Source organism: Bacillus sp. V2I10 (assembly GCF_030817055.1).
Classification (GTDB): domain Bacteria; phylum Bacillota; class Bacilli; order Bacillales; family Bacillaceae; genus Bacillus_P.
Window position 1 is genome coordinate 5,171,714 of the sequence record NZ_JAUSYV010000001.1, and the last position, 22,480, is coordinate 5,194,193.

Below are 22,480 nucleotides of genomic sequence, written 5' to 3' on the forward strand. Positions count from 1 at the left end.
TAATGTTTCATTATATTGTACAGCAGTTAGATGCACAAAAACTAGCATAAGATATTTTCCATTCCTATGTGACTGACAAGCTTGGATAAATCCCGATAAACTTCTCATCCTTTTTCTACAGGAATCCGCAAATAACCTGATTTATTTCCAAGGAAATGTCGAACTCAGCCTTTTTCCATAAAAAAAGAGAGACACATGATCCCTCTCTCTTACTTATTTTGTTCAACATTCAGCTCGATTAAATTCCCGTCTGGATCACAGCAGTATATTTGATCAAAACCGCTCACTCCATTTTTGTCTTCCCGATATTCAATATGATGTGAAATAAGCCAATCAACAGCAGTTTGATATTCGGCAATCCTCAATGCAAGATGTCCTTCTCTGGAATTCAGGGTATAATTCTTTCTCAGTGTTTGCGATTCTTCATCAACAATTAGATGAATTTGCTGTGAGCCGATTTCATACCACGCGCCATCAGAATCAAAAGGCGGTCTTTCGATTTCTTTTAAGCATAATACATTTTCATAAAAATGCTTTGCCATCTCAAGATTTGTCACTGCCAGGCTGACATGCTGAATGGATTCATTGATTATCATCATACACACTCCATTGCTATTATAATGTATTTCCTTCTGCTGGAATTGGATGCTTGGCCAGGAGTCTCGCCATGTGAACTAAATTTAAGCTCATTGTTCTCGTATTCTTAATCGTAAACGCATTTTCTTTTCCCGCTTCCATGTAGGAAGGTCCCGGCCCGGCTTCTCCAACCCAATACACATCCACATTAGGCGGGATAAGAAATCCGATATGCTGCAGGCCGTATAAAATGGAACGGGCTGCTTCCTTCGCGCCATCTTCATTGCCTGTTACAGCAACGCCCCCAACCTTATTATAATAAATAGACTGTCCTTTTTCATTCGTTTCACTGCTTGATGCGTAAAGTCTTTCCATAACAAGAGAAGCAATGCTGCTCTTTTCTCCAAGCCACAGTGGAGTTCCGACCACAACGATATCAGCATCGGCTATTTTTTTCAAAATCAGCGGCCAATCATCGCCCCTGCCCATATCTTCTGACATGCCATATGCAATATTGTAGTCCGCAATTCGCAATTCTTCTGTTTGAACATCTTCATTCTGCAAATGTTTTTGAGATTGTCTCATTAAGGATTCTGTGTTGGAGGGTTCGTTTCCTTTTTTTAAAGAACAATTCAAATAGAGAGCTTTCAGCATGATTTAGTCTCCTTTTTGGTTTCATTTATAGTAATCTATTTGCCTTTTTCTTATTCCATCAAACATAAAAAGCCTCCCGATGCTGCTTGGGAGGCCTCTGATATTTACTTAGTTCCAGATGGATTCAGCCCATTCTGGATGATCTATAAATGGATTGCGGTTATTTTGATAGTCTTTATAGATGATGTCATTTCTTCTTCTTTCGCGTGCATCTACTGGATCTTCTCTGTGCCATTCAAGCAGAACAGACATTTTTCCATGCAGCGGAGCAGTTCCATTGTTTACATTGTTGTTCAGCTCAAGATCCAGCTCACCGCTGTCACCTTCATAACGGACCGCCATGTAAAATAACATTCTGGCCACATCACCTTTAACAGCGTCTCTCGGCTCCCATGAATCAGAGTCATAATAGTTGCCTAAAGCTTCAGAGTGCTGTGTTCCTCCGTTATCAAAATCAAGATTGCCTCTTGAGCTGTTTACTGAAACATCAGTTGGTCTTAAATGATGGATATCGGTCCCGGCACCGGCACTTGTTCCAAAGTCGCCATGTGATTTCGCCCAAACGTGCTCTCTATTCCAATCATTCACATTTCCGCCGTTTGTAAGCTTGCTTTGTGAACGTCCTGTATAAAGCAGAATGACGTTGTTCGGATTGTTTGTGTCTTCATCTGTGTTTCTAAGTGCTTCCCAGACATTGTCATAAGAAAGCTCTCTGTGATCGTCTATAATATTATGAAGTTCCGTCTTTAAAGCTTCGCCTGTTTTCCCTATAGCAGACTGATAATATGTGTCATCATAAGGAGGTGGCTCTATAGGGTCTGTCGGGTCTGTCGGGTCTGTCGGGTCTGTCGGGTCTGTTGGGTCTGTAGTTCCAGATTGTTTTTCCATAGCTGTCGCACCCGTTATTCCAGTGTGAGAAAAATAGGCTGCAAGTTTACCTGTTACTTTTATTTCCGTGCCTTTTAGAGAAGGGTTCGTTTTCAAACCAAATTGTGTTCGGAACGAGGATGGAATTTGGACATAAATCATTTTAGATGTACTTGTTTCTGACGGTGAATCTGCGAGTGCAAGTGCATAATCATTCGGATAATTGGATGTCACTACCGTGTTAGTTGCAGTCGGCTGTCCCACAACGTATCCATTAACCGTTTTAACAGAACCAGTTTGATTGGCATTTGCCTGAGCTACTGAATACGGTGCTGTCCAAGTGCCGTCTCCAGTTGAAGCTTGTGAAGGAGAGACTTGAAACACAGGAATAAAAAAACTAAGCATAAGTGTCAGTTTTACGATAATTGCAGCATGTTTGTTTTTAAGCAAAATGGTATTCCTCCTCATTTTTCTGATTATCACGAAAATAGAATACTATGGAAACATTAACTATTTATGATGATTTTGTAAATTTGTGTCATAATCCTGCTTTTTTGCAAAAGATGATAGAATGAGACTAGTGCCCCCTAAACCTAAAAGCACAAAAAAATACACCTCTGTCTGAAGTGCATCTTTTCTTCCTATTAATAATTTTGATCTTTCATATGACCAGCCTTGCGTTTGTTTTTTCGTTTTACTCCAATTGCGACAAAAACAAGTACGACAAACAGCAGGATTATTCCGATATTTAAGAATCCGCCTATAAAAAGGAAGAAGTCCTTTAAAAATTCACTCATTTATTATCACCTCTTTTCCCTTTTTACCCCTATGCGCAGATTAAAAACCCTTGTACAGAGAGTTTGAATGAATAGAAAAGAGGTCTCAGTTTAAAATGACAAAGTTCTTCCATTCATACGGCAGAAGCGATTGGTACTTATCGGTTAAGAAACGGTCATCTACCAGCACAATGGTTCCGGTATCTTTTTCAGAACGAATCAGTCTTCCACCTGCCTGAAGCACTTTGTTCATCCCAGGGAAAACATAGGCATAATCAAACCCGTTTTTTCCCGTCTGCTGAAAATAAGCTTTCATAATGTTTCTTTCAAAGCCTATCTGAGGCAGGCCTACTCCAACAACGATGACCCCATTTAACCGGTTGCCTATCAGGTCAACACCTTCAGAAAAGATCCCGCCCATTACGGCAAATCCAATCAGTGTCGTGCTGCTGTTTTCTTGAAAGGCAGCTAAAAAAGCTTCTCTCTCCGCTTCCGTCATCTGAGGCTGCTGAATCATCATTTCAAAAGGCGGATTCACCTCTGTCAAAGATTCATATACTTCCTTCATATAAACGTAAGAAGGAAAAAAGATAAGGTAGTTTCCGCCCCGTTCTTCAAGCAGCTGCATAACCAGATCAGAAATCGGCTTCTTGCTTTTTTCCCTGTCGTGATATCTGGTAGAAAGCGGCTTGATATAGACATCTAAGTTTTCCCTGGTGAATGGGGAGGGAATTTTCACTTGATAATCGTCTGAAACTCCTCCAAGCATGTCCATGTAAAAATGGAGGGGAGAGAGTGTGGCTGAAAAGTGGATACTTGAGCGAAACGGTTTTTTCACCTGCTGCAGAAGATAGGATGGATCAAGGCACAGAAGTTTAATCACAGCCTCACTTCGATCTGCTGCCACTGTTGTTACATACCTCTCATCATAGAGCTTGGACATTTTCACAAACGTCTGAGCCTGAAAATAACAATCTAACAGAAGCTGTGATTGACTGCCCATTAAAAGCTCTTTTTCTGCGTCTGAAATAAATGGTTCCAGCTGCTCAATTAGCTCATTAGGGACATTCTCCATCAGCATCGCATGATTTTCACATTGTTTTCGAAGAGCAATAAAAAAATCATTTATTTTTTTTGCATGTTCGAAGATGGATCTGCTGGACGTTTTAAATTCCTTTTTCAGCTGAAGAAATTCCGATTTCTTCAAGTCTGCAGAAAACATCGCCCTTCCCCTGTCAACCAGATTATGCGCTTCGTCGATCAGCAGGACTGATTTTTTCTTTTGTTCATCGAAAAAACGTTTTAAGGATACACGCGGATCAAACACATAATTGTAATCACAAATCATTCCGTCTGAAGCAGATGCGAGGTCTAAGGAAAATTCAAAGGGGCAAACGGTATGCTTTAACGCATACTTCTTAATGACGTCTGATGTTAAACGGGTTTCATTTGAGAGGATATCAAGCACCGCTCCATTAATCCTGTCATAGTATCCATTTGCAAATTCGCAGTAATCCTTTTGACAGCGGGTCTCATCCTTTAAGCAAACCTTTTCCTTTGCTGTAATCGTAACAGTATGAAAGCACAGTCCCTTTGTTTCCATGTAAGAAAAGGTATCTTCTGCTGCTTTTCTTGTGATCGTTTTAGCCGTTAAGTAAAATAGTCTTTCTGCTTTACCTTCTCCCATAGCTTTCAAAGCTGGAAAGACTGTGGAAATCGTTTTGCCGATTCCGGTTGAGGCTTGAGCAAACAAGTCTGCCTTGTCGCTGATTGCTTTGTAGACTGTGCCAGCAAGCTTCCTTTGACCCTCTCTGTATGTTTCAAAAGGAAAAGATAACTTTTCAATGCTTTCATCACGTTTCTTTTGATGCCCTGCTCTTAATTCAGCATATGGATAATAATCTTTTACCAATTCCTCCATGAAAGAATCGAGATCTGCTGATGAAACGATTTTTCTAAACCTCACTTTTTCGCCTGACTGTACGCTGACATAGGTCAGCTGCACACCGATATGATCTAATGCTCTTTCTTTTGAAACAATATAAGCGTAGCATTTCGCCTGGGCCCAGTGAACTGGATGAGAATCCTCTTTTAATAAAGAAAGATCACCCGCAGTTGATTTTATTTCATCAATATATGGTATATCTTCAGTTAACAGAAGCCCGTCACATCTCCCCTCAATTAAAAAAGAGAGGTGGTTATGCTCGATGACAGTCTTTAAAAATACTTCTTTTTGATCCGTTTCTTCATATGTCTTCTGAATCGTCTGATGTGCTTTTGTCCCTTCTGTCATCGTTGCAGCTGTCCTGAATCTTGAATCAATGCTTCCTGATCTGAAAACATATTCTACTAGTGCTCTGACTGAAATATGCACTTCTTTCATTCGACATCACCTGTTATTATTTTATCAGATATTTTGTGGTTTTAGCCTCAGGATAAAAAGAAATCGCCCACCTGGGAGATGGGCGATTTCTCATCATTAACAGCAGCGCGAAACCTTTCCGCCTTTTGCGTTGTAGCGTGCTTCCTGTGCCTCGCAGAAAAATTCCTTTCTGCTTTGGACCGGCTGATCCGGGTGATGCACCATCATATGCTCCACATATTTTTCATAGCTTGGAACACCTGCCATCAAACTGATAAACTGCTTTCTGAACTTAAGAATGGTAGATAGTTTCTTATACATGGTGGCTTATGCCTCCTTCAGACCTGGCAATATACGGCGCCTCGTGCAATGTGGTCTTCTTGTTGGTCAATACCTTTATCCATATGCGGATGGCCGAAATCAAGACGGCGATTACTACAAGCATAAAGATGGCGCAAAGAGCTGCATCAACGTAATCATTTATCAATACCTGCTTCATCTGAGCGGCATTTGCAGCAGGGGCGAGTACCTCTCCTTTATCAAGCGCACCCTTAAACAGATTTGCATGTGATAAGAATCCTATTTTCGGATTTTCATGGAAAAGCTTTTGCCATCCGGCTGTCATCGTTACGATTAAAATCCATGTCGTCGGAACAAGTGTAATCCAAACGTATGCTTTTTTGCCCATTTTGAAAAGAATCGTCGTTCCAAGCAGCAATGCAATTCCTGCCAGCATCTGATTGGCAATACCGAACAGCGGCCAGAGTGTGTTGATTCCGCCTAACGGATCGATAACACCCTGATAGAGGAAATATCCCCAGCCAAAAACACAAAGTGCGGTAGCAAGAATATTGGCCGGAAGATATTCTGTTCTGGCCAAAGGTTTATAGATATGACCCAATAAATCCTGTATCATAAAGCGCCCAACCCGGGTTCCTGCATCAATTGTTGTCAGAATAAATAAGGCTTCGAACAAAATGGCGAAATGATACCAGAAGGCCATAAGCGCTTTACCGCCAATGACTTCAGAAAAGATATAAGCCATTCCGATTGCAAGAGTTGGAGCTCCTCCAGTTCTTGAGAGAACCGTTTCTTCTCCAACATCATCTGCAAGCGCTGTCAAATCATCCGGCGTGATCGTATAGCCCCAGCTTGAAACGGTTGTTGCCGCTTGTACAGCTTCCGTCCCAATCAGTGCTGGCGGACTATTTATAGCGAAATAGATACCCGGCGTAAGAACACAGGCAGCAATCATCGCCATAACAGCGACAAAAGATTCTGTAAGCATCGCGCCATATCCGATTGGACGGGCATGCGATTCTCTTTCGATCATTTTCGGCGTTGTGCCCGAAGATACTAAAGCATGGAAGCCGGAAACAGCACCGCATGCAATCGTGATAAATAAAAACGGAAACATATTTCCTGCAAATACAGGTCCTGTACCATCTACAAATGGTGTAACAGACGGCATCTGCAGGTCTGGAGCTACAACGATGATTCCAAGTGCGAGACCGACAATGGTTCCGACTTTCAGGAATGTACTTAGATAATCCCTTGGCGCAAGCAGGAGCCAAACCGGCAAAACAGACGCTATGAAACCGTATACAATCATTAAAATAGCAATTGTTTCGCCTTTATATGTAAATAGCTTTGCAAGTTCCGGTGTTTCCGCAACGTACTGTCCAAGGAAGATCGATAATAGAAGAAGCACGACACCGATAACTGAACCTTCCCCCACTCTTCCCGGGCGAATATACCTCATGTAAACGCCCATAAATACAGCAATTGGAATCGTTGCTGCGATTGTAAACATTCCCCACGGACTTCCTACAAGCGCTTTCACCACAACGAGAGCCAAAACTGCTAATAAAATAATCATAATACCTAAAATACCTACCATGGCTATGATTCCCGTTATCGGACCCATTTCTTCTTTAATCATTTCCCCTAATGATTTTCCTTTTCGGCGCATTGAACCGAACAAAATAATGAAATCCTGTACGGCCCCTGCAAGGATAACGCCGACGATAATCCAGATCGTACCCGGCAAATACCCCATTTGTGCAGCAAGTATAGGCCCTACAAGCGGCCCTGCTCCCGCGATCGCTGCAAAGTGATGACCAAACAATACCCATTTGTTGGTCGGCACATAATCCTTGCCGTCATTGTGTGTTTCTGCAGGTGTTTCCCGCTTATCATCAAGCTCAAACACCTTGCCCGCAATAAAACGGCTGTAAAAACGGTATGCAACCGCATACGAACAAACTGCAGCTGTCAGCAGCCAAATTGCATTAATGCTCTCCCCCTGATTGAGAGCGATGACTGCAAATCCAGCTGCTCCCAGTGCAGAGACTAACCCCCAAATAATAATAGACCTCAAAGCCTTCATCTGCATCATCCCTTCTGTAACATACAAACCTATTATACTTTTGTTATCTGAATTTTTAAATAATAATTTTACTAATTTAGTAGGTTAATACTAGAATTTCAGATCAGAAGATGTGATTTAAGGCATAAAAAAACCACAGTACCTACTGTGGTGCGCCTCTTTTCTTATTTTTCACCGGCAGGATCATGGTCACTTCTGTACCCGCACCAAGATCGCTTTTATAAGCTACTCTTCCTTTCATGGTTTCAATAATGCGAAGCGAAACGGTTGTTCCAAGACCGGTGCCTTTATCCTTGGTCGAATAAAAAACAGTGCCAATCTGGGAAAGCTGCTCCGTTGTCATCCCCTTGCCTGTATCAGATATGACTGTATGGGCATGGCCGTTTTTCAAATAGAGCTGTATTCGGACCCTCCCGCCTCCAGGAGTTGCTTCGATTGCATTTTTAATGAAATTTACCAGTGCCTGCTTCAGCTGGCTTCGATCTGTTTCAACATAAAGGCCCGGCTGCAGCTGGCAGGATAACTTAACTCCTTGCTTGACCGCAAGTGCATTTAATAAATAGACGACATCCTGAATAACTTCTGAGAGCTGAAATTCTTCAATTTTTTTAAGCTTAGGCTTAGCAAAATTAAGATAATCATTCAGAATGGACTCTGCTCTGCCAAGCTCACTCAAAATTAAACGCATATATTGTTCTTCGGTCTTCTTTTCTTTTTCCATCAGCTGCAAAAACCCTTTTACAACGGTTAATGGATTTCGGACTTCATGTGCGATGGATGCAGCAAGCTCACCAATCGTGTTCAGCTTTTCAGTCCGGATAATCTCCTGCTTCATCATTTTCCTGTCAATGCCAGCTTCAAGCAGCTTAGCAGCAATCCCAATAGCGAAAACTTGTAAAGTTCCGAAGATAAACACATATAATAACAGCTCCCTGCTGCTGCTGAAGGTGAAATCAGATGTGATTAAAAAAGAAAGCAGAATGAAAAGCTGGACAACAGCTGGCCAGAATCCAATAAGGATAGAAAGCTGAATTCTTTTTTTAGGCTTGTACTTTCTAAAACGCTTTGAAAATAGGAACGGTCCAATCAATGCAAGGAAGGCGCTTATATATCCAAAAACAAGCGCTTCCCCGCCTATGTATGTTCTGGCGAGCAGAATGAAAAAGAAAACAATCAGGCCTGAAGCAGGGCCTCCATACAACAATGCAAGCACCATTGGGACATACCTTAAATCCCAATAAAGACCGTAATCATAAAACGAGAAAATCATGCACAAAAAGGCAGAGATTCCGTATATAACTCCGGAGAAATAAGGAGATGCCGTAATGCGCTTGTTTTCAAAAATAACCGTATAAATTAAGACAGGAACCAAAACGATTAAAACATGTAATGTTAATTTCTCTGCGAGCATCGTATTTTCCCCAATTATATTTGTGTATTGAGTTGATATTCGACAAAAATCGCATAACTCCTCTTTGTTTTTTTAATGAACCTTATATTTAAACAAACGTTTATTAAATGTTTTAACCCGCAGTAAAACAGGTATCTGTACATACATGGAGGTGATTGGCGTGACAGATAAAAAAACGAAACAAAAACAAGATAATCCCGAGCAGATACCAGGCCGTGACGGAAAAACACTTATTGAACGGGAAAATGAAATGACCGTTGACGCTATCCCAACCGAAGAGGTAAAAATCGGACTTCAGGATGAAAAAAAGAAACATAAAACAAAGGATCAATCTTCAAGTGATTAATTTTTCAGCGAGATTTTTTCAGCCGTTTTTCTAATTCTTTCAGCCATTGTTTTTTTCAGCCGGCGCTTTTTTGTTCAGCCCGATTCTTTCTTTTGCATCTGATATACATGTTCTCAGCTTATATTCTTCTGTTTCAAACAGATCTTTTTAACCCGGAATCTCTCTTTATTTCTCACTATTCTTATACAAAAACCCTCCCGCTTCAAAGCGGGAGGGTTTTTATGACTTATTTCATTCCAGTATTAGCCTTCACAAGAATCTCATCAAATTTCTTCGCATCTTCTTTCTTGCTTGAAACGATGGTTCCGATGTAAGCACCAAGGAATCCAAGCGGGATTGAAACGATACCCGGATTAGACAGGCTGAACAAAGGATCTCCAACAAAAATGGCTGCTCCTGCTTCTGGTGACCATACATTCGGGCTTATAGCTACAAGAATTAAAGAACTGAACAAACCAGTCAGCATACCTGTAACAGCGCCGGCTGTATTAAACCGTTTCCAGAAAATCGTCAGCAGGAGAATTGGCAAATTGGCGCTTGCCGCGACAGCAAAGGCCAGTGCGACTAAAAATGCAACGTTCATGTTCTGCGCAAACAATGCGAGAAGAATTGAAAGAACCGCCACACCGATAGATGCCCACCTGGCTGCGACAACCTGCTCTTTCTCAGTTGCTTCTCCGCGGCGAAGAATATGGCTGTAAAAGTCATGCGCAAATGCAGAAGCAGCTGATAGCACGAGTCCCGCTACAACAGCGAGTATTGTTGCGAATGCTACTGCCGAAACAAAGGCAAATAAGAAATCCCCGCCAATCGCTTCTGCAAGCAATGGCGCTGCCATGTTCCCAGCTGAGTTTGCAGCTACAATATTGTCATAGCCAACAAACGCTGCAGCTCCTAAACCTAAAAAGACAGTCATCACATAAAACGCACCGATAATCCATGTTGCATATACAACAGATTTACGTGCTGTAATGGCATCCTTCACTGTAAAGAAACGAATCAGGATATGAGGAAGTCCGGCCGTTCCAAGAACAAGCGCCAGATTCAGCGAAATCGTATCAAGCGGATTCTTAAACTTATTCCCCGGATTCAAAAAGCTTTCACCAAGCGGCGTCGCCGTCTGCATCTCAGAGAACATTTTCATGATGCTGAAATCAAATTTAGCAAACACAATAACTGAGATTATAAATGTACCTATCATAAGAAGAACAGCTTTTACAATCTGCACCCAGCTCGTTGCAGTCATTCCTCCGAATACCACATAGATTGTCATCAGAGTGCCAACAATCAGAACTGAATACACATATTCAATGCCAAGGAGAAGATGAATAAGCCCTCCCGCTCCCACTAACTGAGCAATCATATAAAAGATTGAAATAGAAATCGTATTCAGAGCAGCTACACCGCGCACTTTACTGTTATTAAACCTTGCTGCTATCATGTCAGCCATTGTATACTTCCCCAAATTCCGAAGGGGCTCAGCCACTATGTATAACACCACAAGATATGCAACTAAAAATCCTATGCTGTAAAAGAAACCATCAAATCCCGAGAGCGCTATCATTCCGGCGATCCCTAAAAAAGAAGCAGCGGACATATAATCGCCAGCGATAGCCAGTCCGTTTTGAAAGCCGGTTAAACTGCTGTCTGCGGTGTAAAAATCACTGGTTGTCTTTGTGCGCTTTGAGGCAAAATAGGTAATAAATAATGTCATAATAACGATTGCCAAAAAGAGAGAGAATGCCAGCATGTTCATTGTAAGTTTCCTCCTTTACCTTCTTGCTTCAGCTTTGATTTCTTCAACCATCTGATCAAACTTCTTTGCCCGGCTGGAATAAAGCATGCACAGCGTCCAAGTCATAATAAATTGGGCAAAGGCAAATACCCATGCCCAGCTGATCGCGCCGACTGCATACTCATTCAGTACGGTTGAATAGGCCGTTAACACCGGCAGTGTAAAATAAAATGCTAAAAAAAATAATGACATTGGCAAGATGAAATTTCGTTTTGCCTGAAGCAGTTTTTGAAAGGATTCCGACTGAACAATTTTGGTGTAATCTACTGAGGACTGTGCGGACTTCAATTGTTGTTCTTCATTACTCACTATTAGTTCCCCCTTAGTTAAAAGTTTGTAAAAAAACCCAAACCTCCTTTAATTCCAAATTTTCACACTCTCATTATATATTTATCTGAAAAGTATGTAAATTTAGTTATCTTATTTTTTAAAAATAACCTTCTTTAGACTCATTCAAAGATAGATATAATTCAGAAGGTAGACTAAAATAAGAAAGATTACTGCATTCTATTATCGGTGAAAGCTGTTAAGGAGGATACGATGGAGAAAAAGAATACACTTCCAACCCGAAAACTGCTTGGAATTGCAGGACTTGGCTGGCTTTTTGATGCCATGGATGTTGGAATGCTCTCATTTATTATAGCGGCGCTTCAATCTGAATGGGATTTAAGCCTTAAACAAATGGCCTGGATCGGCAGCATGAATTCTATCGGAATGGCTGTTGGCGCCCTCGTGTTTGGATTATTGTCTGACCGAATTGGAAGGAAACATGTCTTTATTATTACCTTGCTTCTCTTTTCAGTCGGAAGCGGACTGTCTGCTTTCACAACTACATTGACCGCCTTCCTCATATTAAGGTTTTTTGTTGGAATGGGGCTTGGAGGAGAACTTCCTGTTGCATCAACTCTCGTGTCTGAAAGTGTAGCACCTGAAAAACGGGGAAGAATTGTTGTCCTGCTCGAAAGCTTCTGGGCTGCAGGCTGGCTTATTGCCGCTCTTATCTCTTATTTCATCATTCCAAGCTACGGATGGCAAATGGCTCTGCTTCTAAGTGCATTGCCTGCATTTTATGCGCTGTACTTACGGATTAAACTTCCGGACTCTCCCAAGTTTTTAGCGATCAAGAAAGAACAGAAGCCTTCCATTTTGGAAAATATTAAAACGGTCTGGTCTAAGGATTACATCCGTCAGACCACTATGCTTTGGATTCTTTGGTTCTGTGTTGTCTTTTCTTACTACGGCATGTTTTTATGGCTGCCAAGTGTCATGGTTCTGAAAGGCTTCAGTTTAATCAAGAGCTTTCAATATGTTCTTATCATGACCCTTGCTCAGCTTCCAGGCTATTTCACAGCAGCCTGGTTTATAGAGAAATTCGGCAGGAAGTTTGTGTTAACGACCTATTTAGTCGGAACTGCGTTAAGTGCCTATTTCTTTGGAACGGCTGAATCTCTTACTCTGCTTCTTACATCAGGAATATTCCTGTCATTCTTCAATCTGGGAGCCTGGGGAGCGTTATACGCTTATACTCCTGAGCAATATCCGACAGCTGTTCGCGGAACAGGCGCCGGAATGGCTGCATCATTCGGACGCATTGGAGGAATTTTAGGGCCATTGCTTGTTGGTTATCTTGTTGCCAAAGATACCTCAATGACCATGATCTTTTCAATCTTTTGTGTATCCATTCTGATCGGTGTACTGGCTGTTATCGTTCTTGGAAAAGAAACAAAAGCCAAGCAGCTGTTTTAACTGAACAAAAGCGCAAGCGCCTTGGTCAGATCCGACAGGCAGATAAGAATCCGACAGAAAAGTCCGGGTTTGACTTTTTTGGCGGATTCGTTCTGACCGAGGATTTAGGCGCTGGAGCTGGACGTAGATAACTTTATTTCGTTATCCACAACCTATTTCCTTTTATAATTTCCTAGACAATGAAAAACCCCTTCAACCTTTAAGAGTTGAAGGGGTTTTTTCAGTTAATGACCTCCCAGGTAAGCCATTTTCAGCTGATCACTTGCATTTAATTCATCTGCCGTTCCAGACAGCACAACCTTGCCTGTTTCAATGACATATACTCTATCAGCGATCGACAAAGCCATATTTGCATTTTGTTCAACTAATAAAATGGTTGTGCCAGTTTTATTGATCTCTTCAATAATTCTGAAGATCGTTTTAACCAGCAGCGGAGCAAGTCCCATTGATGGTTCATCCAGCAGAAGAAGCTTAGGGCGCGCCATTAGCGCGCGTCCCATTGCAAGCATTTGCTGTTCCCCTCCTGATAGTGTTCCTGCCTGCTGTTTTTTGCGCTCAAGCAGCCTTGGAAAGAGTTCAAATACTTTTTCAAAATCCCTTTTGATTTCAGCTTTATCTTTGCGCAAGTAAGCTCCAAGCTCTAAATTCTCCTCAACCGTCATGTTTGCAAACACTCTGCGTCCCTCAGGAACATGTGATATTCCTTGTTTAACGATTGTTTGAGCTGCTTTTCCTGCAATTGATTTATCTTGGAAAAGCACCTCTCCCTTTTTAGGCTTTAAAAGTCCTGAAATGGTTTTTAAAAGTGTGCTCTTCCCGGCTCCATTTGCACCGATCAAGGTCACAATTTCACCTTGATTAATCTCTAGAGATACATCCTTTATTGCCTGTATATTTCCGTAGTATACATTGATTCCATCTACTTTCAGCATTATGAAACCTCCTCGCCGAGATACGCTTCGATGACTTTTGGATTGTTTCGGATTTCCTCAGGCACTCCCTGAGCAATTAACTGGCCATGATCAAGTACATAAATTCGTTCACAAACACCCATGACAAGCGGCATATCATGTTCAATCAGCAAAACCGTTAAATCAAACTTCGCGCGGATAAATGCAATCAAATTCATCAGTTCTTCTGTTTCCTGCGGGTTCATCCCTGCTGCAGGCTCATCAAGAAGCAAAAGTTTAGGGTTAGCTGCAAGTGCACGGGCAATTTCTAAACGGCGCTGCTGACCGTATGGCAGATTCTTTGCCTTCTCGTGTTTCACTTTATCAAGCTTGAAAATCTTAAGAAATTCAATCGCTTTTTCTTCCATTTCACGTTCTCCGGAAAAATGGGAAGGCAGCCTGAGAATAGAACTTGCAATGGAATGCTTTGCAAGAGAATGATAGGCCACTTTTACATTATCCAAAACAGAAAGATCATTGAACAGTCTAATGTTTTGAAACGTTCTGCTGATTCCTTTGCGCGTAATTTTATAGGGTACAAGACCGTTCAGTTTTTGACCTTCAAGCATTAACGATCCTTCTGTTGGTACATATACGCCTGTTAACAGATTAAAAAAGGTCGTTTTTCCAGCTCCATTTGGGCCGATCAATCCAACAAGCTCACCTTTATTCAATTCGATATTGACGGATGAGAGAGCCTTAAGACCCCCAAACTTTATGCCTAAATTCTGCACATTAAGCAACGGTGTTTTTGCTGTCATGCCCTGCACCCCCTTTCATGCCTTTACGATTTTTGAAAAATGAAGTGAACTCTTTCGTACCGAGCAAGCCTTGAGGACGATAAAGCATCATCACAATCAGGACAAGACTGTAAATAATCATTCTTGTCTCTGGGTATTCCTGGAGGAAAGTAGAAACAATCGTAAGCAGGATTGCTGCCAGAACGGCACCAGACATACTGCCGAGCCCGCCAAGAACAACAAAGATTAAAATATCAAATGACTTTAAAAAGCCGAAGTTTGTTGGCTGGATGATGTAAAAGTTATGAGCGAACAGTCCGCCTGCAATTCCTGCGAAAAAGGCACCAATCACGAAGGCCGCAACTTTGTAGTACGTTGTATTGATTCCCATCGCATCTGCTGCTATTTCATTTTCACGAATAGAAATACAAGCTCGTCCATGCGTTGAATTCGTAAAATTGACAATAGCAAGAATAGTAATGAGCAAACATCCGAACACCCACGGCCAAGTTGTAAGATGGGATACCTGCATGCCGCTTGCTCCGCCAACATAATCAATATTCAAAAACGCGATACGGACGATTTCACCAAATCCAAGTGTAGCAATGGCAAGATAGTCCCCTTTTAGACGCAAACTTGGTATTCCAATAATAAGACCGGCAACAGCTGCAGCCAGTCCGCCTACAATCAGGGCAACCGAAAACGGCAATTGCATCTTCATTGTAATAACAGCCGAAGCATATGCCCCTACCGCTAAAAATCCTGCATGTCCAATTGAAAATTGACCGGTAATTCCGATAATAAGATGAAGACTTGCAGCCAGTATAATATTAATGGCCATAAAGTAAAGAGCATTGACCAGATAAATGTTCAAGAACCCGCCCGTTATTAAAATTTGTACGCCGATGAAACCAACAAGTGCCAAACCGATAGATAACCAAAACCCTTTTGATTTCTTCATTGCTGTCATCCCCCTTACACTTTCTCTCTAACGTTTTTGCCAAACAATCCTGATGGACGGAAGATAAGAATGAGAATAAGGACGATAAATGCTACACCATCACGCCATAAGGAGTAGCCCATTGCACTTACCAGTGATTCAATGACTCCGAGAAGCAATCCGCCAACCATCGCACCTGGAATAATCCCGATTCCCGCCCAATACTGCAGCGACAAAGGCCTTCAAGCCTGGGATAATCCCCATAAGCGGCTCAATTTTAATATAATAAGTTCCAAAAATAACACCCGCTGCCCCCGCTAAAGCAGAGCCAATTGCGAAAGTAGCAGAAATGGTATTGTCAACGTTGATTCCCATTAGCCTTGCTGCATCTGCATCATGTGAAACCGCACGCATGGCTTTGCCGATTTTCGTTTTATGAACAATAAATTGAAGCAAGATCATAAGCCCGACAGAAATACCCAGAATAAATAATGACTGACTGCTAATTGTGACGCCGAAAATTGAAATGCTCTCCGATGGAAGAACTGTTCCAGGATATGCTTCCGGCTGTGCTCCTCTCACGTAAATAACTCCGTATTCAATGAGGAGGGAAACTCCAATTGCTGTAATAAGTGCTGCAATTCTAGTCGCATTTCTCAAAGGTTTATAAGCTATCCTCTCGATTAATACTCCGAATAATGCACAAACTGCCATAGAGATGATTAATGCCGGGAAAAACCCAAGTTCTAAAATTGTAATCGAGTAAAACCCTACAAAGGCACCTATCATGAACACATCACCATGAGCAAAGTTTATGAGCTTCACGATGCCGTATACCATTGTATAGCCAAGTGCAATTAAAGCATAAATACTGCCCAGAGATATACCGTTGACAATCTGCTGAAAAATTTCCATAGTCTCTTTCTCCCCTGAAAGTCTTTTATTTTGTATGGCAGTTTTCATTGTTAAATTCAGAATAATAGGGGGCATGGCCCCCTACTCTATCTGCTATGTGATTTTTTATTCAGGATCTACATTCGTTTTAAATGTTTGCTCGCCATCTTTATATTCAAGAATAGCAGCAGACTTAACTGGATCATGAAGTTCATCAAGCGTCAGGTTACCTGAAACAAGAGCAAGATCTTTTGTTTCTTCGATTGCTTTTTGAAGCTTCTCAGGGTCAGCGCCGCCTGCACGTTTAATCGCATCAGCTAGGAAATATCCTGTATCATATCCAAGAGCATTAAATGCATCTGGAGATTTATCTTTGTATTTCGCCTTGAACGCTTTTACGAAATTTTGAATTTTCTCATCTGGATCACTAGCAGAATAATGGTTCGTAATGAATGTGTTGTTCAAAGATTCTCCGCCAGCAATTTCAATCAGCTTCGGAGAATCCCATCCATCGCCTCCCATGAAAGGAACATCAATGCCAAGCTCACGGGCTTGTTTCACAATTAGGCCTACCTCTTCATAGTAGCCAGGAAGGAAAACAAACTCTGGATTTGCTGATTTAATTCTTGTAAGAGTTGCACGGAAATCTGTGTCTTTAGCTACATAAGCTTCCTCTGAGACAATTTTTCCGCCGCTTTTCTCAAATGATTCTTTGAAGGATTTTGCCAGACCTTTCGCATAATCGCTTGAGCTGTCGATTAGTACAGCCGCATTTTTCACTGATAAGTCGCCTGTTGCAAAGTTTGCAGCAACCGTTCCTTGGAATGGGTCGATAAAGCATGTACGGAATACATAATCATTGACTTTGCCATCTGTATTCGTTATTGTCGGGTTCGTTCCAGTTGGTGTAATTAATGGCACTTTATTATCTTGTGCAATCTGCACCTGAGCCAGAGTATTTGTACTTGTTGCAGCTCCAATGATGGCAGCTACCTTATCCTGGCTTACAAGTTTGATAGCTCCATTTGTTGCTTCAGCTGCATCTGATTTATTATCAAATTCAACAAGCTCAATCTTTTTGCCGTCGATCCCTTTTTTATTGATCTCTTCTAAAGCAAGTTCCAGGCCTTCTGAAATGGATTGGCCGTAAGACGCCACCCCGCCGGATAATTCTAAGTTCGCTCCGATTTTTATTGTCTCTCCTTCGGATGAACCTGTGCTTTTTGCACCGCATCCAGCCATCACGCCAGCTGAAATCATAAGTGACATAAACACTGCCATTAATCTTCTCTTTTTCATTTGTATCCCCCGTTTTTGATCATATTTTGATGCAAACTTTCGGTCTTATCAGTTCCTGATTCTAATCGAATCACCCCCTAAAAGGATCTTTAGTCCGAATAATATGATTCTTCTAAAAAACATTAATATTCTGAAAATATATTATAATATTATTTGCTATTCGTCTATAGTATTCTATTCTTTTTATCTATTGACATTTCAGCTATTATTGATCCCTTTATCAGGATAGTAGACTAAAATCTATCATTCTCAATAATATTTATTCAATAATCTATATAAAAATAAAAAAGAAAGCATCACATTCTATGACACTCTCTCTCCTTTATCTATAAATAATCATTTTTCAGCTAAAACATCTGCAAAAGCTTTTACATAAGGCGGCAAGTCGGGCGGTCTTCTGCTCGAAACGATATGTCCGTCAACAACAACTGCTTCATCATGCCATTTGGCCCCTGCATTCTCCATATCATCTTTAATGCCAGGTGTGCTTGTTACATTTCTGCCTTCTAATATTCTGGCTGAAATCAGCACCCATCCTGCATGACAGATTTGTCCGATCGGCTTTTCTTTCTCATGCATGTCCTTCACCATTTGAAGAACTTCTGGATATCGTCTTAATTTATCAGGCGCCCAGCCTCCAGGGACCAAAATGGCGTCATAATCTTCAGAGCGTATATCCCCAAACGCATAATCCGCTGTGGCTGGAACGCCATACTTTCCGATATAGGTTTCGCCTGCTTTTTCACCTACTAAGTGGACTGCTGCCCCTTCTTCCTGTAAACGAAGCACAGGGTACCATAATTCAAGATCTTCAAAATCAGCACTGACCAGCGCAATAACTTTTTTATTTGATAAACGCATTGTCCCACCTCCACAATCAGTATAGCATGACCATTTCGCTAATGAAAAACAGATGCATTCAAACAACCTCGTCTTTCAGCTGACTTTGATATAGACCATAGTAAAATCCTTTTTCACGAAGAAGCGACTCGTGACTTCCTTTTTCAATCAGTGTTCCATTCTCGAGCACAAGGATTTGGTCAGCTTTTTGAATGGTATTCAGCCTGTGTGCAATCACAAAGCTTGTTCTGCCTTTCATCAATCTTTGAAGGGCTTCCTGGATTTTCAGCTCTGTAATGGTATCAATGCTGCTTGTCGCTTCATCAAGAACTAGAATAACCGGACTAGAGAGGATCGCTCTTGCGATGGACAGCAGCTGTTTTTGACCCTGGCTGATCCCGCTTCCGTCCTGTGTGAGAACCGTTTCATACTGATTTTTTGTTTTCTTGATAAAAGAATGGGCATTTGCTTCTTTTGCAGCTTGCATCACTTCTTCATCCGTTGCATCCAAACGGCCGTACCGAATGTTTTCCATGATTGTCCCAGTGAATAAGAAGGGATCCTGGAGGACAAATGCCATGTGCTCTCTCAGGCTGCTTCGCCTGATTTTTGTGCTTTCCGTCCCATCAATCAGAATCTTTCCATCATCAGGATCGTAAAACCGGGATAACAGGTTGATCATCGTTGTTTTTCCTGCACCGGTAGGACCGACGATGGCTACCGTTTCACCGGGAGATGCATGAAAACTCAGGTTTTGAACCGTCTGCTGTTCTTCCTCATAAGAGAATGAGACCCCGTCAAATATAACTTCTCCCTTTACTGCTTGAAGGTCTGAAGCATCTTTCTCATCTGTCATTTCCTCGTGTTCATCCAGAATTTCAAACACTCTCTCAGCACCTGCTACAGCAGATAGAATCGTATTGAACTGATTCGCAAGTTCATTTAGAGGACGTGTGAACTGTCTGGAGTATTCAGTGAAAATCACGATTACCCCGATTGAAACCAAACCATTAAGAGCGAGGATGCCGCCCACCCCGGCAATCACGGCAAAGCTTAAATTGTTCAGGACGTTCATCAGCTTCGGAATAAAGCCCGATATGGTCTGAGCCCAAAACCCTGCTCCTTTAAGCCGCTGACTCTTTTCCAGGAACTCCGTTATCACTTTTTGCTCCTGTGAAAACGTCTTAACGATGCGCTGGCCTGAAATGGTTTCTTCAATAAAGCCATTAAGATTTCCCAAGTTCTGCTGCTGTGCTTTGAATAACTTTCCTGTTCTGTTCGTGATCCACCTCATCCCAAAGAACATAATCGGGATAATGGCAAGAGTTATTAATGTAAGCAGCGGACTCAGCCAGAGCATGACACCAATGGTTCCTGCAAGTGTCAGGATACTTGAGAAAATTTGAATAACAGAGCTGTTCAAGGTCGAACTGACGTTTTCAATATCATTCGTTACTCTGCTCATCAATTCCCCGTGCTGCCGTTTATCAAAGTATGAAATCGGCAGGCTGTGCAGATGGCGGAAAAGCTGAGTTCTCATGGTGAATACAGTATTTTGGGCAATTCCGATCATCCAGATGTTCTGCAGCAGCAGAGAAATGGATTGGACAAGATAAATTATGACTAAAGCAATCAGCAGCTTAACAAACCCGCTGCTTTCTTTGGTGACAATATAATCATCAATGACTCTCCCAATCAGGTAAGGACCAAGAAGGGCCAAAAAGGAACTAAGAACTACCATAAGAAGAACCAGACTAAGCAGTCCTTTATTCAAAGAAAGATACGACCATACCCTTGTTATCGTCACAAACCAGTTTTTTGGTTTTACTGTTTTTTTCTGAAGAGGTTCTTCCTGTTTTACTTTCGGATACTTGAATGGCTTACTTAGCTCTTTGAACATCCTGCAGGGCCTCCTCTCCAAACTGGGATTCATAGATCCGCTGATACAGCGCCGATTCTTCCATTAATTCATGATGAGAACCCTGAGCCAGAACTTCTCCTTCATCAAGCAAGAGGATCTGGCTCGCCCCCATAGCCGTGCTGATTTTTTGTGTAATGATAAAAATCGTGCAGTCATATTTTTTTAATGCTTTTAAAAGCTTTGCTTCCGTAGTTAAATCAAGTGCGCTTGTGCTGTCATCAAGCAGAAGAATTTTAGGCTTGCGGACTAGTGCTCTCGCTATCGAAAGTCTTTGTTTTTGGCCTCCAGAAAGATTGACTCCTTTTTGGCCCACCCTTGTATCGTAGCCATTCGGAAGCCTTTCAATGGTTTCATGAATCTGGGCATTTATTGCCGCTTCCTTGATTTCTTCAAGTGCTGCCCCTTCTTTTCCCCATGCAATATTCTCTCTGACCGATCCAGTGAACAAGAGGGACTCCTGCGGGACAAACCCAATTTGTCCCCGGAGACTTTCAAGCTTCATATCAAGCAGATTCTTTGAATCAATGTAAATCGCCCCGTCCGTCACGTCATAAAGCCTTGGAATCAGATTGAAAATCGACGATTTCCCAGAGCCTGTGGCTCCAAGAAGGGCAATCATCTCACCCGCATTCACAATAAAGGAAAGGTCATTCAGCACAGCGGTGTCCGTTCCCGGATAAGTAAAAGTAACGGATTTAAATTCAATTTCGCCTTTTTCAATCACACTTGTTTCTTCTGCATCAAGTGAATCAGTCAAATCCGCTTCTGTCTCCAAAACTTCATTGATGCGGGCAGCTGATGCTTTTGCACGTGAAAAAGCCATGATGATAAAAGAAAAAATGGATAAAACAGAGGAAATCCGCAGCGCATAGTTGACAATCGCCACTACTTCCCCAACCTTCGCATCCCCTGTGCCCACATTAATGCTGCCAAACCAGAGAATGGCAAGAATACTGATATTCATAACCAATAATAGAACAGGCATGGCAATCTCCATCAGCCTGAGTGCTGAAACGGTTCCGCTCCTTAACTCTTCATTTGCTTTTGTAAACCTTGAGACTTCATAGTTTCTTCTCAAAAAGGCCTTGATAATGCGCATTCCTGTCAGATTTTCCTGCATGACGCCATTGACGGAATCAAGCCGGTCCTGTACGGCTTTGAACAGACCGCTTCCCTTTTTCATCATCCACAATAAGAAACCTATTAAAAGAGGAATAGAAATGAGGAGAATGAGTGCCAGCTCAAAATTGACGATTAAAGCCATGATCGTACCCCCTACTATTAATAGGGGAGCACGCAGCATAATCCGCAGGCTCATAAAAATCGTATTCTGAAGCTGAGTCACGTCATTCGTCATCCTTGTGATGAGAGACGATGTTGGAAACAGGCTGAAATTCGCAAAAGAAAAGGACTGGACCTTCTCAAACAAATCTTTGCGTACATCATACCCAAAGCTCTGACTGACGTGAGCCGCGTAAAAGGAATTCGTCACACCTGCAGCAAAAGCCGCAATTGAAATCCCAACCATGACGCTTCCCCAATAGATGACAACTGATAAATCATTTTTTAAAATGCCCTCATCAATTATTTTCGCCATTAACAGCGGATGCAGCAGCTCTACCCCAAGCTCGATCAACATCAGGGTCAGGGCCACACCCATCGCAAGACGGTAAGGCTTTAGCAAAGAAAATACTTTCGACATGTGGCTGCCTCCAAACGCTGCAACATTCTATGTATATATTTAGCTGGACTAATATCTTGAATTTCATCTATTCTATCATACTCCTTATTGGTTAAAATTTGAATATTTAGATTTTACTTTTTATGTAATCCCCTCATCTAAATGAAACCGAAAAGAGATACGCTCAAGTGAAAGCATGAACGTATCCATTAATAGGCAAGGCCTGCACTTCCGACGAACGTACAAAAACAGTGACTTCATGCCCCGCTTCAAGCGCCTGGGCAACCAGTTGA

General features: G+C 41.8%; 19 protein-coding genes and 1 pseudogene. 2 read left to right on the forward strand and 18 right to left on the reverse strand.

Translation table 11 applies throughout. The features are described from left to right. Nucleotides 1-209 precede the first annotated feature (209 nt). The 8 genes from QFZ72_RS26095 to QFZ72_RS26130 all read right to left on the reverse strand — a co-directional run bounded on the left by QFZ72_RS26095 (nucleotide 210) and on the right by QFZ72_RS26130 (nucleotide 9,035). Nucleotides 210-596, reverse strand: a complete 387-nt coding sequence (locus QFZ72_RS26095) for a VOC family protein (protein ID WP_307439126.1) — start codon at nucleotides 594-596, stop codon at nucleotides 210-212. 19 nt (nucleotides 597-615) lie between these two features. After that, nucleotides 616-1,230 carry a flavodoxin family protein gene (locus QFZ72_RS26100; protein ID WP_307439128.1) on the reverse strand — a complete coding sequence of 205 codons (615 nt, stop codon included), beginning with the start codon at nucleotides 1,228-1,230 and terminating at the stop codon, nucleotides 616-618. Between the two features lie 108 nt (nucleotides 1,231-1,338). After that, nucleotides 1,339-2,502 (reverse strand): endonuclease, encoded by a 1,164-nt coding sequence (locus QFZ72_RS26105; protein ID WP_373464721.1) that lies wholly within the window; start codon nucleotides 2,500-2,502, stop codon nucleotides 1,339-1,341. A 239-nt stretch (nucleotides 2,503-2,741) separates the two neighbouring features. Beyond that, on the reverse strand, nucleotides 2,742-2,894 hold the full coding sequence (locus tag QFZ72_RS26110) for a hypothetical protein (RefSeq protein WP_307439130.1): 153 nt from the start codon (nucleotides 2,892-2,894) through the stop codon (nucleotides 2,742-2,744). A gap of 85 nt (nucleotides 2,895-2,979) precedes the next feature. Then, nucleotides 2,980-5,256, reverse strand: a complete 2,277-nt coding sequence (locus QFZ72_RS26115) for an ATP-dependent DNA helicase (protein ID WP_307439132.1) — start codon at nucleotides 5,254-5,256, stop codon at nucleotides 2,980-2,982. A gap of 96 nt (nucleotides 5,257-5,352) precedes the next feature. Then, a complete protein-coding gene (locus tag QFZ72_RS26120; protein WP_307439135.1) occupies nucleotides 5,353-5,556 on the reverse strand; it encodes a YbdD/YjiX family protein in 204 nt (67 codons plus the stop codon). After that, nucleotides 5,549-7,624: a carbon starvation CstA family protein gene (locus QFZ72_RS26125; protein WP_307439137.1), complete on the reverse strand. Its 2,076-nt coding sequence runs from the start codon at nucleotides 7,622-7,624 to the stop codon at nucleotides 5,549-5,551. The genes QFZ72_RS26120 and QFZ72_RS26125 overlap by 8 nt, the downstream gene beginning before the upstream one ends. A gap of 142 nt (nucleotides 7,625-7,766) precedes the next feature. Then, entirely contained in the window at nucleotides 7,767-9,035 is a 1,269-nt protein-coding gene (locus QFZ72_RS26130) for an ATP-binding protein (protein ID WP_307439140.1), read from the reverse strand. 160 nt (nucleotides 9,036-9,195) lie between these two features. On the opposite strand from QFZ72_RS26130, the gene QFZ72_RS26135 reads away from it, so the two are divergent. Continuing rightward, a complete protein-coding gene (locus QFZ72_RS26135) occupies nucleotides 9,196-9,381 on the forward strand; it encodes a hypothetical protein (RefSeq protein WP_307439142.1) in 186 nt (61 codons plus the stop codon). A 226-nt stretch (nucleotides 9,382-9,607) separates the two neighbouring features. On the opposite strand, the gene QFZ72_RS26140 is transcribed toward QFZ72_RS26135, so the two are convergent. Both QFZ72_RS26140 and QFZ72_RS26145 read right to left on the reverse strand, forming a co-directional pair. Further along, nucleotides 9,608-11,137 (reverse strand): solute symporter family protein, encoded by a 1,530-nt coding sequence (locus QFZ72_RS26140; protein WP_307439144.1) that lies wholly within the window; start codon nucleotides 11,135-11,137, stop codon nucleotides 9,608-9,610. Nucleotides 11,138-11,152: 15 nt separating this feature from the next. Further along, complete coding sequence (locus QFZ72_RS26145; RefSeq protein WP_307439146.1) at nucleotides 11,153-11,485, reverse strand: DUF485 domain-containing protein; 333 nt, start codon at nucleotides 11,483-11,485, stop codon at nucleotides 11,153-11,155. 231 nt (nucleotides 11,486-11,716) lie between these two features. On the opposite strand from QFZ72_RS26145, the gene QFZ72_RS26150 reads away from it, so the two are divergent. Then, nucleotides 11,717-12,922 carry an MFS transporter gene (locus QFZ72_RS26150; protein WP_307439148.1) on the forward strand — a complete coding sequence of 402 codons (1,206 nt, stop codon included), beginning with the start codon at nucleotides 11,717-11,719 and terminating at the stop codon, nucleotides 12,920-12,922. Between the two features lie 224 nt (nucleotides 12,923-13,146). On the opposite strand, the gene QFZ72_RS26155 is transcribed toward QFZ72_RS26150, so the two are convergent. The 8 genes and pseudogenes from QFZ72_RS26155 to QFZ72_RS26190 all read right to left on the reverse strand — a co-directional run bounded on the left by QFZ72_RS26155 (nucleotide 13,147) and on the right by QFZ72_RS26190 (nucleotide 22,208). Next, the gene (locus tag QFZ72_RS26155; protein ID WP_307439151.1) at nucleotides 13,147-13,854 is read right to left on the reverse strand and encodes an ABC transporter ATP-binding protein; all 708 of its coding nucleotides are present in this window, start codon (nucleotides 13,852-13,854) and stop codon (nucleotides 13,147-13,149) included. Further along, nucleotides 13,854-14,633, reverse strand: coding sequence for an ABC transporter ATP-binding protein (locus QFZ72_RS26160; RefSeq protein WP_307439154.1), 780 nt, complete (start codon nucleotides 14,631-14,633; stop codon nucleotides 13,854-13,856). The genes QFZ72_RS26155 and QFZ72_RS26160 overlap by 1 nt, the downstream gene beginning before the upstream one ends. After that, nucleotides 14,608-15,582: a branched-chain amino acid ABC transporter permease gene (locus QFZ72_RS26165; protein ID WP_307439156.1), complete on the reverse strand. Its 975-nt coding sequence runs from the start codon at nucleotides 15,580-15,582 to the stop codon at nucleotides 14,608-14,610. The genes QFZ72_RS26160 and QFZ72_RS26165 overlap by 26 nt, the downstream gene beginning before the upstream one ends. Nucleotides 15,583-15,587: 5 nt before the next feature. Further along, nucleotides 15,588-16,467: pseudogene (locus QFZ72_RS26170) on the reverse strand (branched-chain amino acid ABC transporter permease). Between the two features lie 105 nt (nucleotides 16,468-16,572). Beyond that, nucleotides 16,573-17,745 (reverse strand): ABC transporter substrate-binding protein, encoded by a 1,173-nt coding sequence (locus QFZ72_RS26175; protein WP_307439158.1) that lies wholly within the window; start codon nucleotides 17,743-17,745, stop codon nucleotides 16,573-16,575. Between the two features lie 336 nt (nucleotides 17,746-18,081). Next, the gene (locus QFZ72_RS26180; protein WP_307439159.1) at nucleotides 18,082-18,606 is read right to left on the reverse strand and encodes a type 1 glutamine amidotransferase domain-containing protein; all 525 of its coding nucleotides are present in this window, start codon (nucleotides 18,604-18,606) and stop codon (nucleotides 18,082-18,084) included. A gap of 58 nt (nucleotides 18,607-18,664) precedes the next feature. Further along, a complete protein-coding gene (locus QFZ72_RS26185) occupies nucleotides 18,665-20,485 on the reverse strand; it encodes an ABC transporter ATP-binding protein (protein ID WP_307439160.1) in 1,821 nt (606 codons plus the stop codon). Further along, on the reverse strand, nucleotides 20,466-22,208 hold the full coding sequence (locus QFZ72_RS26190) for an ABC transporter ATP-binding protein (protein ID WP_307439161.1): 1,743 nt from the start codon (nucleotides 22,206-22,208) through the stop codon (nucleotides 20,466-20,468). The genes QFZ72_RS26185 and QFZ72_RS26190 overlap by 20 nt, the downstream gene beginning before the upstream one ends. Nucleotides 22,209-22,480: the final 272 nt, after the last annotated feature.